At 70.7% G+C, this 16,447-nt stretch carries 10 protein-coding genes; 2 read left to right on the top strand and 8 right to left on the bottom strand.

Going from position 1 to position 16,447, the window contains the following annotated elements:
• Nucleotides 1–167: 167 nt before the first annotated feature.
• The gene (locus ElP_RS20210) at nucleotides 168–1,694 is read right to left on the bottom strand and encodes a sulfatase family protein (RefSeq protein ID WP_197446205.1); all 1,527 of its coding nucleotides are present in this window, start codon (nucleotides 1,692–1,694) and stop codon (nucleotides 168–170) included.
• A 441-nt stretch (nucleotides 1,695–2,135) separates the two neighbouring features.
• Between ElP_RS20210 and ElP_RS20205 the strand changes: the two genes are divergently transcribed.
• Nucleotides 2,136–3,452 carry a sulfatase-like hydrolase/transferase gene (locus ElP_RS20205; RefSeq protein ID WP_197446204.1) on the top strand — a complete coding sequence of 439 codons (1,317 nt, stop codon included), beginning with the start codon at nucleotides 2,136–2,138 and terminating at the stop codon, nucleotides 3,450–3,452.
• Between the two features lie 495 nt (nucleotides 3,453–3,947).
• On the opposite strand, the gene ElP_RS20200 is transcribed toward ElP_RS20205, so the two are convergent.
• The 4 genes from ElP_RS20200 to ElP_RS20185 all read right to left on the bottom strand — a co-directional run bounded on the left by ElP_RS20200 (nucleotide 3,948) and on the right by ElP_RS20185 (nucleotide 11,413).
• A complete protein-coding gene (locus ElP_RS20200; RefSeq protein ID WP_145272338.1) occupies nucleotides 3,948–8,027 on the bottom strand; it encodes an efflux RND transporter permease subunit in 4,080 nt (1,359 codons plus the stop codon).
• Nucleotides 8,024–9,472 carry a heavy metal-binding domain-containing protein gene (locus ElP_RS20195; RefSeq protein WP_145272336.1) on the bottom strand — a complete coding sequence of 483 codons (1,449 nt, stop codon included), beginning with the start codon at nucleotides 9,470–9,472 and terminating at the stop codon, nucleotides 8,024–8,026. The genes ElP_RS20200 and ElP_RS20195 overlap by 4 nt, the downstream gene beginning before the upstream one ends.
• A gap of 406 nt (nucleotides 9,473–9,878) precedes the next feature.
• The gene (locus tag ElP_RS20190) at nucleotides 9,879–10,343 is read right to left on the bottom strand and encodes a hypothetical protein (protein ID WP_145272334.1); all 465 of its coding nucleotides are present in this window, start codon (nucleotides 10,341–10,343) and stop codon (nucleotides 9,879–9,881) included.
• A gap of 14 nt (nucleotides 10,344–10,357) precedes the next feature.
• Nucleotides 10,358–11,413 (bottom strand): DUF1559 family PulG-like putative transporter, encoded by a 1,056-nt coding sequence (locus tag ElP_RS20185; RefSeq protein WP_145278582.1) that lies wholly within the window; start codon nucleotides 11,411–11,413, stop codon nucleotides 10,358–10,360.
• 924 nt (nucleotides 11,414–12,337) lie between these two features.
• Here ElP_RS20185 and ElP_RS20180 point away from each other — a divergent pair.
• Nucleotides 12,338–12,916 carry a hypothetical protein gene (locus tag ElP_RS20180; RefSeq protein WP_145272332.1) on the top strand — a complete coding sequence of 193 codons (579 nt, stop codon included), beginning with the start codon at nucleotides 12,338–12,340 and terminating at the stop codon, nucleotides 12,914–12,916.
• A gap of 206 nt (nucleotides 12,917–13,122) precedes the next feature.
• Here the strand turns inward: ElP_RS20180 and ElP_RS20175 are convergent, their stop codons facing one another.
• The 3 genes from ElP_RS20175 to ElP_RS38390 all read right to left on the bottom strand — a co-directional run bounded on the left by ElP_RS20175 (nucleotide 13,123) and on the right by ElP_RS38390 (nucleotide 16,429).
• A complete protein-coding gene (locus tag ElP_RS20175; protein WP_145272330.1) occupies nucleotides 13,123–13,848 on the bottom strand; it encodes a site-specific integrase in 726 nt (241 codons plus the stop codon).
• 580 nt (nucleotides 13,849–14,428) lie between these two features.
• The gene (locus ElP_RS20170) at nucleotides 14,429–16,123 is read right to left on the bottom strand and encodes an endo-1,4-beta-xylanase (protein WP_145272328.1); all 1,695 of its coding nucleotides are present in this window, start codon (nucleotides 16,121–16,123) and stop codon (nucleotides 14,429–14,431) included.
• 3 nt (nucleotides 16,124–16,126) lie between these two features.
• The gene (locus ElP_RS38390) at nucleotides 16,127–16,429 is read right to left on the bottom strand and encodes a hypothetical protein (RefSeq protein WP_197446203.1); all 303 of its coding nucleotides are present in this window, start codon (nucleotides 16,427–16,429) and stop codon (nucleotides 16,127–16,129) included.
• Nucleotides 16,430–16,447 lie beyond the last annotated feature (18 nt).

Here is a 16,447-nt window from a genome sequence, read left to right as displayed (position 1 = left end):
GGTAGCGACGGACGGCATCGACGACAACGGCCCGCCGAGTCACGCGCACTGCGACGGGGCAAGCCATCGGAGCGAGCGAGGGACGCCCTCGGGATCGGATCCGGAGCCCGACGCTGGGATCCTCGCCATCCGACGGCCCGCCGGGATCGGTCGATCGCCCCGGGGCATCACCGGTAATCGGCACCGGTGAGGCTTCGGAGGACCGATGCCTGCCAGTCGCGCAGCTGCTGCCCCAGCTCCTCGGCGATCTCCGGCTCCTCGTCGATGAGGTTGTGCTCCTCCGCCGGGTCGTCGCGCAGGTCGAACAACTCCCGGGCCGGCTCGACCCCGCGCCGCTCATGGACGACGAGCTTGTAGTGGTTGTCCAGGAAGGCCCGGGGCCCGTCGAAGTCCTGCTCCGTGACCTCGTCGATGCGGACGTTCCGGAAGTCGCGGGTGATCAGGCCCCCCATCCGCTTCACCAGCGGCGTCGTCCCCTCCTGGAGCCCCGGGTCGATATAGGGCTCGGCCCGGCGATCGGGGGGCGGGCTTACCTGGAACTCCCAGAAGCCGATGGGGCGGGGCCGCGTGGCCACCTCGCCGTCGATGAGGGGCCGGAGGCTGACGCCGTCGATCGGCCGGTCGGGGTGGGTAAGGCCGAGCAGGTCGCAGAGGGTGGGCAGCAGGTCGCTTGTGACCGCGTTCACGTCGCTGGCCCGCGGCTCGGTAATGCGCTCCGGCCATTCGAGGATCGAGGGGACGCGGAGGCCCCCCTCGTACATCTGGCCCTTGTGGCCGCGCAGCGGCGACGTGACGGCACCGTCGGCCGGCGAGCCGTTGTCGCTGACGTACCACAGCAGCGTGTCCCCGCGCAGGCCCTCCTCGTCGAGCCATAGCCGCAATTGCCCGATCGCCCGGTCCATCGCGGTGATCTCGGCGTACCGCTCCCGGAGCACCTCGTCGAGCGGCCTCGTGGTGGGATCCCCCGTCTCATTCGAGGTCAACCGGAACGACCGTTCGCCGTAGGCTTCGGGCAGGTCGTCGTACAGGGCGAGGTCCCGCTCCAGGCCGCTGTAGGGCTCGTGCGGCGAGCCGAAGCAGCCCATCGCAAAGAACGGCTTGTCGCGTCGCCTCGCCTCGCCGATGAACCGGATTGCCTGCTCGACGACGACCGCCGAGCCCTCGCCCGGATACACCTCGGGCGGCCCGCCGTCGCGCGAGAGGGCCGGGTCCATCTCGAAGAAGTTGTCGTGCGAGACCCACGCATCGAACCCCATGGCGCCGGGGTTGGTGGGCGACTCTGCCTTGACCGGCCCGAGGTGCCACTTGCCGAAGTGGCCGCACTCGTAGCCGGCCTCGCCGAGGATCCGGGCGATGCCGACCTCCTCGGGCCGGATCGACCAGCCGGGGGCGAACGTCCCGTAGCGGACCGGGTGTCGGCCGGTGATCACGCTGCCGCGCGTCGGCGAGCACGACGGGTGCGCCGCGTAGAAGCGATCGAAGCGGAGCCCCGTGGCCGCCATCTCGTCGAGCACGGGCGTCCGCAGGTGGGGGTGGCCGTTGTAGCCCGTCTCGTCCCAGCCGTGGTCGTCGCCCACCAGGAGCACGATGTTGGGCCGCTGGTCCGAGGCGGTTGCGGCGCCCGCCACCACGAGGAGGGCCGCGATGGCGAGCGGGCTCGCCCCGGCCCGGTATCGCATGAGACGAGGGATCATGTTCGTGATCGCTCCGCTGACTGTCGGGGCGGGTGCAAGGCCGCTGCTCGGGCTCGACCCGCGGTTTCGGCGCCGCCGGGGGACGATGACGAGGACGGGAGCCCGCCGGCCGCTCGACCACGCTCACTCTATTTCCCCGGCCCCCACTTCGCCAGCCGGTCGAAGGTGGCTTTCGGGATATCGGGATCGGCGATAGGAACGTCGCCGTCCTGCGATGGAGCGGAGGACTACGCCTCGATCGAAGTCTTTGACACGGAGGAGTCTCCCCACCAAGATACGTGCCTGGTCGAACTGCCAGGGCTCGCCTTTGTCGCGTGGCAACTCCGGGCGAAGATGGCCGATGCCCCGCCGGTGGTCGGGCGACGCTCGTTGAGCACGCGAGGGCCAGGAGCCTGGGCACCGATCCACCTATCGACGAGCGTCCCGCCGGGACAATCCGCCATGATGAGACACCTCCTCGCTTCCCTCGCGGTCCTCGCGTCCTGGATCGGCCCGACGCCGGCGGCCGAGCACCCGGACCCCCGGCCGAACATCGTCTTCATCCTCGCCGACGACCTGGGCTGGGCGGACATCGGGTATCACGACTCCGACGTCCGCACGTTGAACCTGGATCGGCTGGCCGCCGGAGGGGTGCGGCTGGAGCGGCATTACGTCTGTCCCACCTGCTCGCCCACGCGGGTGGCCCTGCTCTCCGGCCGCTTCCCCAGCCGCTTCGGCGTGCTGGGCCCGCTGGGCGCCACGACGCAGATGCGGCCGGAGGACGCCCTGCTCACCCGGACGCTGCAGGGGCTGGGCTACCGCACCCACATCAGCGGGAAGTGGCACATCGGCGAGACGCCCGAACACCGCCCGCTCCGCTATGGGTTCGACACGAGCTACGGCTACCTCCGCGGCCAGGTCGACCCCTACACGCACCGCTACAAGTTCGGCGACCACCTCACTTGGCATCGCAACGACCGGTTAGTCGAGGACCGCGGCCACGTCACCGACCTGATCACCGAGGAGGCGATCCGGGTGATCGAGTCGGCCGGCGAGGGGCCGTTCTTCCTCTACGTCGCCCACCACGCGCCCAACGAGCCGCCGGGCTGGATCGCCCCCTACGAGGGGGAGATCGACGACCTGTGGCGCCGGCACTTAGCGGCGGCCGTCTCCCACCTCGACCACGGAGTGGGGCGGATCGTCGAGGCCCTGGAGCGGACCAATCGGCTCGAGGACACGCTGATCGTCTTCTCCTCCGACAACGGGGGCCAGCGCCGGTGGGACGCGCCGGATCGGGAGTACAACGGCCGCTACGCCGCCCACGCCACCCTCGGCAGCAACCGGCCGCTGCGCGGCTGGAAGGGGGACTTGTACGAGGGCGGCATCCGGGTGCCGGCCTTCGTCCACGGGCCGGGTCGCCTCCCGGCCGGCGTCGTCTTCGAGACGCCGACCCACGTCGTGGACTGGCTCCCCACGCTGATCCGGGCCGCCGGCGGCGACCCGCGGCGGCTCGAGGCGGCCGAGGGGATTAACCTGTGGTCGGCCCTGCGCGGCGACGGCTCCTCCCTGCCCGACCGGGCCATGTACTGGAAGACGCCAAGCCACTCCGCCGTCCGCCGGGGCGACTGGAAGCTCATCCGGGAGCGCCTGGGCGACCGGGTCGAGCTGTTCCACCTGGGGGACGACCCGACCGAGCAGGATGACCTGGCGGGCCGAGAGCCCGAGCGGGTGGCCCGGCTCCAGGCCCTCCTCGACGAGTTATCCGGCCTGGACGGGTAATGCCTCATCTCCCGTCGGCAGGGAGCAAGCGGCGTGATCGATCGTCGATCCCCGCCACCACCGACGCCACGCCGAAGGAGGGCGATGTCCTGGGGTCACTCCGAGAGGAGCATTGCCCCCGGCAACGACGGAGCTCGGCCCCCGTCCGCCTCGGCCTCGACAGGGGCCGAGTTCCCCGGCGTGCCCCGGTGATGTCCCCGGAGTACGCCCAGGACTGAGCGGCCCTCCGGGTCGATGAGCGCGCCGTTCGTAAATAAGCGAACAAGGTGCGGCAGCATGAGATCCGATCCAACCGACGGGCGGTCTGAGACAACCTCGGAGGACGCGTCGGCGTTTCGGACCGAAGCACCCATGTTCGAGGCTGAAAGAGGATCATTCAACGAAGTGCATCCATGACTCTGGACCCAGCAGGTTCTCCGTAAGGGTACACGACGGGCGCAGTCTGGCGACAGGAGTCAAACGCAATCCCTGCTCCCCAGGCCGCGGAAACGGGAATCAATGCCGGCATACGTCGGGCTCGGGTGAGGTCATCGGGGACCGGAGATCGCCCGTCGGCTCGCTATTGTCGCGGGCGATCGGAGCGGCTCCCCCGACAGGGACGGGAGTCGCCGCGGGGTCGACGTCCTGGGGGACCTGACCTCGACCGGCGTGGAGCCGGTGCCAGCGCGACCGGCGCACCCAATAGAACAGGACGGGAAGGAGAAGGTCGATGACCTCGTCGGCGACGAGGATGCCGCCCATCACCGGCGCGACCATGGGCCGGATGACCTCTGAGGCGACCCCACTCGACCAGAGCATGGGGGCCAGCCCGATCACCACGGTTCCCTCGGTGAGCAGCTTGGGGCGGAGCCGGTGGGCCGCGCCGTCGAGCACGGCTCGTCGCAATTCGTCGAGCCCCATGCTCCCGAGCCCGCCGGCCCGCTCCACCGCCTCGCGCAGGTAGACCAGCATGATGATGCCGGTCGAGGTCGCCATGCCGAAGCAGGCGATGTATCCGACCCAGACCGTCACCGACAGCTTGAAGCCGAGACACCACTGGAAGAACAGCCCGCCGGCCACCGCCCCCGGGACGGCGAGCATCATCAGGGCGGCGTCGGCGAGGTCGTGGTACGTCCAGTACAGCAGCAGGAAGATCAGGGCCACGACCAGGGGGACCACCACCGCGAGCGTCCGCCGAGAGCGGACCTCGTGCTCGAACTGCCCGGTCCACTCCACGAACACCCCGGGCGGCAGCTCCACCGACCCGGCGACGACGCGGCGGGCCTCCGCCACGAACGCGGCGGCGTCGCGGCCACGCACGTTCATGCGGACATAGTTCCGGAGGAAGCCGTTCTCGCCCTTGATCGTCGCCGGGCCCTCGACCACCAGGACGTCGGCCACCTCGTCCAGGGGCACCAGCCGGGGGCTGGCCGCCGAGCCGCCGCGGGCGGGCACGAGCAGGTCGCGCACCGCGTCCTCGTCCTGCCGGCGGTCGCGACGGTAGCGGACGACGACCGGGTGCCGCACGCGCCCCTCGGCGGTGGTGGTGACGGCCTTGCCCGCCAGCGCGGCCTCGATCACCTCGTTGGCCTCGCCGATGCTCACGCCAAGTCGAGCGGCCCGGGCGCGGTCGAAGCGGATCTCGAGGTAGGGCTTGCCGCGCACCGGGTCGGCGATCACGTCGGCGGCCCCGGCCACGGCCCCGACCGCGGCGGCGATCCGCTCGGAGGCGAGCACGACGTCGTCGAGGTCGCGGCCCATCACGCGGACGCCGACCATGGTATTTACCCCGGTCGCGAGCATGTCGACGCGGTTCTGGATCGGCATCGTCCAGACGTTCGTCCAGCCCGGCATCGAGACGACGCGGTCCAGCTCACCACCGAACCCGACCAACTGGTCGCGGTCGACCTTCCAGAGCAAGAGCCGGCGTGCCAAGCGTGCGGCCAGGTACGCCTCCAGCCGGTCGAGGGGAGGCTGCGGGGGCAGGAGGAGCGGGTCGACGGTCGCGTGGTGGTGATGGTGTTCGCCCGCTGCCGAGCCCGAAATTGGCCCCCGCTCCGCGGCGGCAGCCAGGCTGGCGATCCCCGCCGCGCGGATCCGCTGGCGCTCGGCGAGCATCGCGACCGTCTCGGGTGAGGAGATCTCGGCCCTCGCCAGCAGTTCCACCAGGATCAGTCGGGTGAAGACCGCGGCCCCGCGGTCGATTAGGTCGCTGTTGAGTTGCTTCACATGCTCATACCAGATCGGGACAAGCCGGGCATCCTCGGGGTCGGACGGGTGGAGGGAGAGCGGCGAACGCCCGCCGGAACGCCGCACCAGATCCAGGTTGCGCTGGCTGGCGAACTCGCGGAGCACCACGTCGAAGGTCGGCAAGGCGGCGTCGACCGCCTCGTCTAGCAGGCGGTCTCGGGCCGCTCGATCCGCCGGGGGGCGGACCATCCCGCCCTCCACGAGGGCGTCGAGCACCTCCACCGCCTGGCGGCGCGCGTCGGGGCGTCGGAGACTGCGGCGGGGCCAGAAGGCCCGGGGCCGGAAGCTGACCATCGACTCGATCATGTCGATCGGCGCGGGGTCGGTGGGCGTCTCTGCGCGGCCGGCCTTGCCGACGACCATCTCCACCTCGGGGAAGCGGCAGAGCGCCATGTCGCGCGCCTTCAGGTCGTCGACGGCCTGGGTCACTGAGGCTCGCGGCACCGTGATGGGCATGTCCATGACCATCCCCTCGTCGAGCGGGACCATGAACTCCCGCTCCAGGGGCGTGATGACCTGGTCGGCCCAGAGGGCGAGGACGAGCAGGCTCGCCGGCGCCAGGATCATGGTGCGGCGTCGCTTCGCCAGCGCCGCCGTCGCCGTGAAGGCGGCGGCCAGCGTCGCGAGGAACAGCGGCCGGCTGCCGAGCGGGGCGAATCCGAGGAGGAACGTCGCGCCGATGATCCAGGCCAGCACGACCGGGTGGTCGAGCATGTACGAGAGGACCGGCCGGTAGACCTCGATCACGCCCCTCACCAGCGGGTTCTCGCGGTCCGATCGGATCCTGCCCCGGATGAAGACCGTGCAGAGGGCGGGCACCAGCGTGATGGCCAGCACGGCCACCGACAGCAGGGCGAACGACTTCGTGTAGGCGAGCGGGCGGAACATCTTCCCCTCGATGCCCCCGAGCGCGAACACCGGGAGGAACGACAGGAGCATGATCGCCACCGAGAAGACGATCGGCCGGCCGACCGCCAGGCAGGCCGGCAGCACCACGTCACGCGTGTCGCCCCGCACCGGACGCCCGCCGGAATGGCCGTGCAGCCGGTGCATCACGTTCTCGGCCATCACGATCGACGAGTCGACGAGGACGCCGACGGAGATGGCGATGCCCGCCAGCGACATCGCGTTGGCCTGGAGGTCGAGGATCCCGAGGTGCCGGAGCGCCGCCATGATCAGGAACGAGGAGAGCGCCGCCAGGGGCAGCGTCAAGGCGATGACGAACGAGGTGCGGACGTGGAGCAGGATCAGCAGGACGCACAGCGAGGCCGTCGCGATCGCCTCGACGACCGTGCCCGTGACCGTCCTGATTGCCCCCTCGATCAGCGGCGTGCGGTCGTAGAACGGGACGATCCGCACGCCGTCGGGGAGGCCGGGCTCGATCTCGCGCACCTTCGCCTTGATCCGTCGCGTGACCTCCAGCGGGTTCTCGCCGCTGGCGATGAGCACGACGCCGCCGGCGACCTCGTTGCCGTCCTTCTCGAGAGCCCCGCGGCGGTATCCCGGCGCGATCGACATCCGGGCCACCTCGCCGAGCCGGACCGGGCCGGCCGGGTCGGACCGAGGCACGACCACGTCCTCCAGGTCGCGGATCGCCCGGGTGCGGTCGAAGGACGAATCTCCCGGCTCGGGCGACGCCCCGAGCCAGCCGACGCCCCGGACCACGTACTCGGCATTCCCCTTGTGGATCACGTGCCCGCCGGCGCCGGCGTTCGACTCCGCGACGGCGTCCATCACGTCCCGGAGCGTCACGCCCTCGGCGGCGAGCCGCAGCGGGTCGACCGCGACCTCGTACTCGGTCGGGAACCCGCCCACGCTGGCCACCTCGGCCACGCCGGGGACCGAGCTGAGCTGCGGGCCGACGTACCAGTCCTGGAGGTCGCGGAGCTGGCCGAGGTCGAGGCCGCCGCCTTCGAGGTTGTACCAGTAAATCTGTCCCGTGGCCGGGGAGTCCGGCCCGAGCACGGCCGTCGCGCCCTCCGGCAGCCGGTCTCGAAGGCGGGCGACCCGCTCGTCGACCCGCCGCCGCCCCTCGGCCATCGCGACCCGGTCCTCGAGGATCACGCTGATCATCGCGAACCCGACCTCGCTCGACGAGCGGACCACCCGCACCCCGCGCAGGCCCTGGAGCCCGAGGGCCAAGGGGTAGGTCGCCTGTTCCTCGATCTCGCGAGGGCCGTGCCCCTTCCACTCGACGAAGACGATGACTTGGTTATCGGACAGGTCGGGGATCGCGTCGACGGGCGTCGTCCAGGCGGCCCAGGCGCCCAGGATCCCGAGCACCACCCCGGCGGCGATGACCACCCCCCGGTGCCGGATCGAATAGGTGATGATCGCGTCGATCATGGCTGGTCGGTGCCCGCTCCGGTTGCGCCGCCGAGATACCGCGCCGGGTCACGCCGGAGCTTGCCTTCGCAGCCCGAACAGCAGAGGAAGACCACCCGCCCGTCGACCTCCACCCGGATCGGCCGACCCATCGAGCCGAGCGGCATCCCCGTCACGGGGCAGGTGCCCTGTCGCCGGGCCAGCTCGAGGTCGCCCGGCGGGAGCGACGCGAGGGCCTCGGCCTCCGCCCCGCCCGCCGGGTCCGCCCGTGTGGCAGCCCCGAGGGCGACGGCCGACGCCTCGGCCTGCCGACGGGCCGCACCGAAGTAGCTGGCGGTCAGGCTCGGGTTCAGGCGGGTCTCGGCGTCGAGCAGGAACGCGCCGCGGATCACGATCGTCTGGCCCGCCTCGAGGCCACGGATCACAGGGTAGGCGTCGCCGCATCGGGCCCCGAGCTCCACCTCCACGCCGTCGAACATGCCCGGCATGCTCTCGACGAAGACGACGGTGCTCGACCCGGAGTCGACGACCGCGGACTCCGGCACGGCCAGCACCTGCCCGGCGGGGCGGAAGGTCACGAGCCGGGGCCTCAGCTCCATGCCGCCGCACTCGGCGCAATCGGAACCCGGCCGGTCATCCGTCACCTCCGGATGCATCGGGCACCACCAGCGCACCCGCTGCCGGTCGTCGAGGTTGAGCAGCATGCGGGGGAGCTGGTCCTCTGGGCATCGCCCGGGGATCAGGCCGATCGAGTCGGGGTGTTCGACGCAGGCATAGACCTGGACCGGCTCGCCCGCGCGTCGCGGCGGCGGGTCGGATGGCAGCGAGCGGAATGGCTCCAGCCCGGCCGCGGGGACCCGGAACGTCACCTCCGCCACCATCCCGGGCCGGAGCCCTCCTTCCGCGTCGTCGACCTCCACCTCGGCCTGGAGGGTCTCGAAGCCGTCGACGACCTGCGGCGTCACGGCCGCGACCTTCCCGAGCCGCGCTCCGAATTCGGGCAGGTCGGGGGAGCGGATCTCGGCCTCCTGGCCCACCGCGATCCAGGGGGCGCGGCGGGCGGCGACCTCGCAACGGACCCGGGCCCGATCCTCGAGCCGGTCCACCACGCCGGTCGCTTCCCTGGTCCGCATGAGCGGCCGGAAGTCCACCGGGGAGGTGAGGATGCCGGCGAGCTGCACCCGATAGGGCGAGAGCTGCATCCGGGCGACGACCCCGTCGGGGAGCATCGTGGCGTCGCCCTTCTTCCGCACGACGAGGGCCATGTGGCAGACGCCGCACTTCCCCGGCCATCCCGAGACGACGCCGGGATCCATCGGGCAGAAGTACTCCACGTCGTTCGTCACCGCGAGCATGGCGGGGTCTGCCGTCGAACGGGGCCGGGTCAGCGTGTCCCAGCGGTTGCGGAGCGTTTCCCATTGCCCGGCCACGATCGCTACCACCAGCAAGGCCGCCGGGATTCGCAACCGTACCTGCAGGAGCCGCAAGGCCGGCAGCACAGCCTTGAGGAGTCCGCTCGCTCGAGCAGGGCCATCGCGCTCGGGGCCCCGTGGGCGTCGAAGCACTCGCCACATGATGAGTCGAATCCTCAGGCTCCGTGACGAGCCGGCGCGAGGGCCGGCGTCCCGGGATTGATCGGACCAGGACGGGGGGGACACGACGCGGCCGGGAGGCCGCCCATCCGGGGGATGGCGGCCGACCGCAGCATCCCGTCCGCGAGGGTTGTCGAACCAACCGAGCCGGCCCAGGCGATCGTGAAGGGGCGCTCGCCCTCGCGGTCGGCCGAACTGGAGAGGTGTTACGCCAGCGGCTTGTTGAGCTACCGATGGCCCCGAGACGTCGCCCCGGGGCGTCGGATCGGCAGGAGCCGCGTTATCTCGGCCGCTGCCCCCGCGAAGGGGGCGCGGTGGTGCTGGGGCCGTTGACCATGTTGATGTTCCGCTGATAGTCCTCGTCGCGGAACACCATCAGGGGATCGGTGCCGAGCACGTGGTACTGGACCTCCTCGGCGCGATCGGGCTGGGCCAGCGAGAGCCGGACGGTGAACCGCTTCTCCGCGACCGCGCCCTCGGCCTCGGATTCCTCGATGATCTCGAAGGACGCCAGCCGCTGGCCCTGGCTCCACGGCGTGTCGTGGACGAACACGCTCGTTTCGGTCCCGGCCAGTTCGCCGGGCGTCTCGCCCCGGGTCCAGGCCGTCAGCGCCGCGTCGAGGGCATCGCGCGCGGTATCCGTGGAGGGGACGGCGGCCGAGCCGCTTCCGCACCCGGCGCCGAGGGCCAGGAGGAGCGCGGCGGAGACGAAGGCTCGCCGCGCGGGTTTTCTCGACTTATGCATACGGATGCGCCTCCTCAATAGGAGTCCGCGGAGACGGTTTCCCCGCCATTCCGCGTGCCCAGGGCGCGATAGGTCTGGAGCGAGACGCCGTCCTTGACGAACCGGACGGTCCCGTCGCCGAAGAGCGTGTTGACGCCGCCCGGGTGATCGCTCGAGGGCGGGACCTGCATCGGCATGTTGGCCATGCTGTTGTTGGCGAAGCCCAGTCCCGCGCAGGTGGCCGTGTTCGGCGTCGAGACGTGGTTGTACTGTGTGCAGCACATCTCGCCCATCACCCAGCTCGCGCCCTGGACCATCGTCAGGCGAGGGGTCGTCTGGGGGTTCGTGGACGTGCAGTTCTGATAGGTCTCGTCCAGGGTCGTCGGCGATGCCGTGATCAGGGAGTCGGAACGAGCGTCGCCGTCCCTCGTACCGGTCCCCCGGATCTTCTCGCTGAAGAAGGCCGTGTTGCTCGTCCCGTCCGTGATGCTCGCGAGGCTCACCCCGCTCAAATAATAGAAGACGCCGCGCGGCTTCTCGGCCGGGGCGACCACCGCCGGGTTGCGGTCTCCCAGGTCACACGCCCAGGTCTGCATGTTGCCAAGGTAGCTGTTGCCCCCGGGCCACCCGTCGACGAACGGGCCACCGTCCGAGGGGCAGAGGAACGTCGACACCTGGGTCCGCGACGCGGTGGCGTTCGCCCGGTTCGTGTTCTGATACGGCGGCATGAACGGGACGTCCCCGGCCATGCCGGGCGTCTCCGGAGCGAGCTCGAAGTTGATGCTGTTGAAGAGGTTGCCCTGCTCGATGTAGAGCAGCAACTGGCTGTGGCTGGACCAGCGGGCATAGAACGGGGTCCCCGGGATGAGCTGGTCGTAGCTAGGCCCCTTGCCGAACGGCAAGACGTTGAAGGTGGAGACGTAATTGTGGCAGGAGATGCCGATCTGCTTGAGATTGTTCGTGCACTGGGCCCGCCGCGCCGCCTCGCGTGCCCCCTGGACGGCGGGCAGGAGCAGGGCGATCAGGATGCCGATGATGGCGATGACGACGAGCAATTCGATCAGCGTGAAGCCGTTCCGGCGTGCGCGCATGGATAATCCCTCCCGACCGGGAAGTGAACGGGGCTGTGCCCAGGGAATGGAGACGGGACGACGCGAAGAGACGCGCCACGGCCGTCGTGCCGAGGGATCATCACGCGATCACCCGGCACCGAGCGTCGGGGCCTGCGGCAGGTCCCGACCGCCTGGTCGTGGGCTTGCTGTGGGCGATTCGGAGCCCCCATCACCCCGCGGCACCACCCGCGAACCTCCGGGCGAGGCGCGGGTCCGGACGGGGAGCAAGCGGCCCCTCGAATCGAGGTCGTCGCCGATTCACCGGGGAGGGCGTTCGAGCCGGTCGGCCCGATCGGACGGGGGTGGACAGTCGTCCTCGGAGGGCAAGAGCGAGGAGGGCATCCGCAGGCTGGATGCCGGGAGGTGGAGACACGCCCACTGATTCGACCGCGCCTCGACCCGGGGCGCGGGTCCGGGGAGGGGACGCTCCTGCGAACATCGGAGGCCGGCACAGGGCGCGGTGGGCCGCCCAGGGGAAGTGGGATCCTGACTCGTCTTGATCGGAGCCTCGACCGCGTCGAGCCCCGCGAAGCCGATCCCCAACGTACCGTCGGCGTACAGCCTCGAGGTGACGTAATGACCGCAGCTCGCCCACGATGTCGACGGGGCCAGCCACATCCCGCTGACGAGCAGCAGGGCGGTGACGAGCGATCCGGAGGTCGGCAGGCGGCGGAGAAGCGACATCAAGCCAATGTGATTTGGGGCAGCCCGATGGGCGCGTGGATTTCTCGGGCGAACGAGACGGATGCAACATGAAAGATACCCTGGCAGGGATACGACAGCCAGCGCAAAATCGAGATCAGTCCCGAATCGTCGGACGGCAGTCCGCTCGATCGGTCCTGGGACCCTGACCGGGCTTGCCCGAAGCCAGTCCACGCCCGAAGCTCGTGCAGGAGTTGACCGATGCGGAGACGCTCGGGCCGAATCCCCGTCATCGACTGGCTGCTGAGCGGCCTGGCGGCCCTCTCGTGCGCGTCCTGCGGGTCAGATCATCGTGCCGAGCGGGGACGCGAATTGCCCGAGCCGGAGGCCGCCCTCCGGGCCGTCGAGTCCGCCCTGCGCTCCTGGCAGGACGACCCTCAGGTCGAGCGGACGACCACGACGACCCGCCCGGTCATGTTCGTCGAGCAACAGCAACCTCCCGGACAGCGGCTGCTCCGCTTCGACATCCTCGGCGAGACCCCCGGCTATGAGGGCGAAGGCTACCGGCGGTTCCTGGCCCGGCTCTCGCTGGCAGAGCCCGACGATTCCGTCGTCGCCACCTACTACGTCTTCGGCCGCGACCCCGTCTGGGTCTACCGCACTGAAGATTTCGAAATGATCATGCACATGGACGCGTCGATGATGCCCGCCCCGCCGCCGGTCCCCGAGGCGAGCCCGCCCGAGCCGAACGACAACAAGGAGGCGGAGTCTGCATCTCGCGATCTCCCGCCGACTCCCGAAGGAGCCCCAGGAACGATCGGCCAGGAAGGATCCCCCTGATCGTCGATCGGGGAGGCTTACGAGGCGCAGGCGGTTTGCTCGTCCGAGGCGATGGGCGCCATCCTCGCGTCGGAGTCCGCTCCTGTCGTCCGTTCGTTCCTGATCTTCCACCAGGACATGGGAACTCCAGAGGCCTGCGTCTGCCATCACCGGAAAAGAGGATCGTGGCTTGGCGTGTATGTCCTGCTTCGGCGTGGTCGGCCGCGTCAGGCGGCGTCGGCGAACCGCCTCCGGCAGCACGGGCACTCGCCATCGTTGCCCCTCAGGATGGTCGAGAATGCCGACGGCTGCGGCAGCGTCATGATCGCCCGGAAGGCCAGCGGGGCCCGGTGGGCGTAGTGGCGATACGTGATCCCGCCGACCGAGTGGCCGAGGATCTCCACCGACGACTCCGGCACGTGCTCGTCGTGGTAGGTCGCGCAGGTCTTTCTCAGGTCTTTCAGCTCCCAGGGCTCCTCCTTACCGGTCTCGACGTCGAACCTCGGCTTGATGCCGGCGAGGCCGCACAGCAACTGGAAACGGGCGTTGGGGCGGGCCCCGCCGCCGAGGAACACGGGCGCGTCGGGCCGCGGGTCGTCCGGCATGAGTCCCCGCAGGTGCGCGTGTACGACCCGGTTCATCGGCCGGTAGAACGCCTTGCCGGTCTTCACCCGGCGGTAGAACAGCCAGCCCCATGGCGACTGCTCCTTGGCCTGCCGGTCCGGCGACTGCCGGTCCCAGATGACGTGCCGCCAGAGGATCGGCTCGTGGGCCGGCGTCGACGGCCAGACGGTCCCGGTGTCCACGCCGTAGTTGAAGAAGACGACCAGGGCGGCGCGCCAGTACCGGCCGACGGGCAGCGGGCCGTCCCAGCCCCGCGGCCGCTCCATCTTGTAGGTGGCGAAGTACAAGGCGTTGATCTCGGGCTTGGTCAGGTAGTGGCGGCCGGCCACGTCGCGCTGGTCCCTCGGCCCGGGGAACCGGGGAAGCGCCTCGATCAGCTCCTGCTCCCAGGCCCAGGAGAGGATGGCGCGGAGGTGCTCGCGGGCCTTGTTGGCCGTGCGGCCGGGGTTGGTCCCCTGGTCCCTGACGGCCTGCTCGTGGACCCGGTCGAGGAACTCTGATGTCCCTACGCTGGAGCTGCTCGATCGGCGTGCCGGCGCCCCACTCCTCCCACTTCCGGAGGGTCGTGAGATACTCGTTGCGGGTCACTCGCGAGAGGGCCTTGGCGCGGAGGTAGCCCTCGGCCGCCGTCCTGAGGGTCGTCGGCATCGCGTCGGCCTCCGCGCCGCTGCACCTTGCCCGCCGCTCGACCGGTTCGGGGTCCGTCCCCGGACCGGTCCGTCGAGTACAGGGATAAGGATCGGACGCGGCCGGATCCGGGCGCCCACAGAATCCGTCGGGGCACGGGGCCGCCTGGTGCGACTATCCGGATTGATGCGAGTCGCACGCGGGTACACGGCGTTTCGGACCGAAGCCTGCTGGAGACAGGGTTACACTCCCCTTAACTTCACCCACGCATTGCCCTGATCCTCAGGGTTGCGGAGGGAGCCCTGCCTCGGAGTGGCTTCCGGGCACCGCGGGGTCGCTCGGGCCCGGTCCCGGCGTGGCCAGGGTCTCGAGGACGGCCTCGAAGGCGGGCTTGGGCTCGAGGTCCCGGTCCCAGAGCAGCGGGTGATTCGTGCGGCCGCGCACCGGGAAGGAGTTCAGCCAGGACGCCCCGTCGTGCGTGCCCCAGAAGGTGACGCGCGTGACCACGCCGGGATGCTTCCGGACGACCTCGAAGATCCGGGCGTAGTAGCGGGCCTGGGCCTCGGCGACCTCGGGCGGCAGGCCGTCCCGATACGGGTCGGCCCCGCCCCGCTCGCGGGTGACGACGTCGGCGCCGCGGGTGCGGCGCGGCAGGACGTCCACGTCGAGCTCGGTGAGCATGACCTTCACGCCCTCGGCCGCGTACGCCGCGATCGCCCGGTCCAGCAGGTCGGGCGCGTCGGGCTCGTCCAGCCGGAAATGGCACTGCATCCCGACCGCGTCGAGGCGCACGCCGGCGGCCTTCAGCTCGCGGATCAGGCGGAGCGTCTTCTCGCGCTTCTCGGGCTGCTCGTTGTCGTAGTCGTTGTAGTACAGCTCGGCGTCGGGGTCGGCCTCGTGGGCCAGCTCGAACGCCTTGACGATGTAGTCGTGGCCGATCGCCCGGCGCGCCAGGGTGTTGCGCAGGTGATCGTCCCCCGCGTCGCTGATCGCCTCGTTGACCACGTCCCAGCCGACGACCTTCCCCTTGAAGTGCCCCATGACCGCGTCGATGTGGCCCTCGAGGTTCCGCAGCGCCTCGTCCCGCGACAGCGGCTCGCCGTCGGGGCCCTGGTACATCCAGCGCGGCGACTGGCTGTGCCAGCAGAGGGTGTGGCCGATCACCTCCATGTCGTGGGCCTGGGCGAAGGCGACGATCCGGTCGGCGCCCTCGAAGTTGAACCGGTCCGGCTGCGGGTGGATGGGCGCGGGCTTGAACTCGTTCTCGCCGGTGAGGCAGTTGAACTGCTCGGCGACGAGCGTCGCCAGCCCCCGGTCGTCGAGCCGCCGGGACATGACCGCGGCGCCGACGAGGAGCCGACCTTCGGCGGCCTCCCGCAGCGTCCCGGCCGCGGCCTCGACCTCCGTCGGCTCACCGTCGATGGTCGTCTCCGCGTCGGCCGACGGCGTGACGCGCACCTCGTCGCAGACCAGGTAGCCGCCCGGCGGCGCTCCCGAGAAGCGGACGGACGCGATCGCCGGGGCTTCGACCGTCAGCTCGAAGCTCGGGATCGGCTGCTCCGGGCCGGCCCGCGTCGGCACCGCGTCCCGGGCCGCCCGGTCCACCACGTTGCCGTCGGCGTCGTACGCCTCGACGACCGCCGCGCTGCCGATCGAGCCCCAGAGGACGAGGGTGACGCCCGTCGCCGGCTCCGGGAAGCGGGCTTCGACCGGGATCGACTCGTCGGCCATCGCGTTGAGGATGCCCTTCCGCGGCGTCTTCAGGTGCGGGAAGAACATCACCCTCCCGGCGGCGCGGCTCTTCGCCGGCGGGTGCGCCGGGGCGAACACGACGCCCTGAGCCTCATAGCTCGGCATCGGCCTGCCGGTCTCCGCCTCGTCGAAGGTGATGATCACCGGGCCATCGGCGGGGGCCGCGGCGGCGGGCGCCCCCAGGCCCCCGAGGATCGCCAGGACGATCGTTCGGGCGTGCGTCATGGCTCAGAGCATCTCCAATCCGCGCATCGTGCCCGTCGAGGGTCCGAAGCGGGCCTCGTCGATCCCCAACCGCTGGAGCATCGTGACGAAGAGGTTCGGCAGCGGATAATTCCGACCGCGGTCGAAGGCCAGGTGCTGGCCGTGCCGGAAGCCCCCGCCGGCGAGGAGCGTCGGCAGGTTCGTCGTCGAGTGCGCGTTGGCGTCGCCGAGGTTGGAGCCGTACAGGACCATCGTGCGGTCCAGCAGCGTCGCGCCGCCCTCCATGGCGGACTTCAGGGACCGGAACAGGTCGGCGAGCAGCCGCATGTGCCATTCGTCGATCAC

This window comes from Tautonia plasticadhaerens, assembly GCF_007752535.1.
In the GTDB taxonomy this organism is placed as follows: domain Bacteria; phylum Planctomycetota; class Planctomycetia; order Isosphaerales; family Isosphaeraceae; genus Tautonia; species Tautonia plasticadhaerens.
This window is presented reverse-complemented; position numbering and strand designations above follow the sequence as displayed.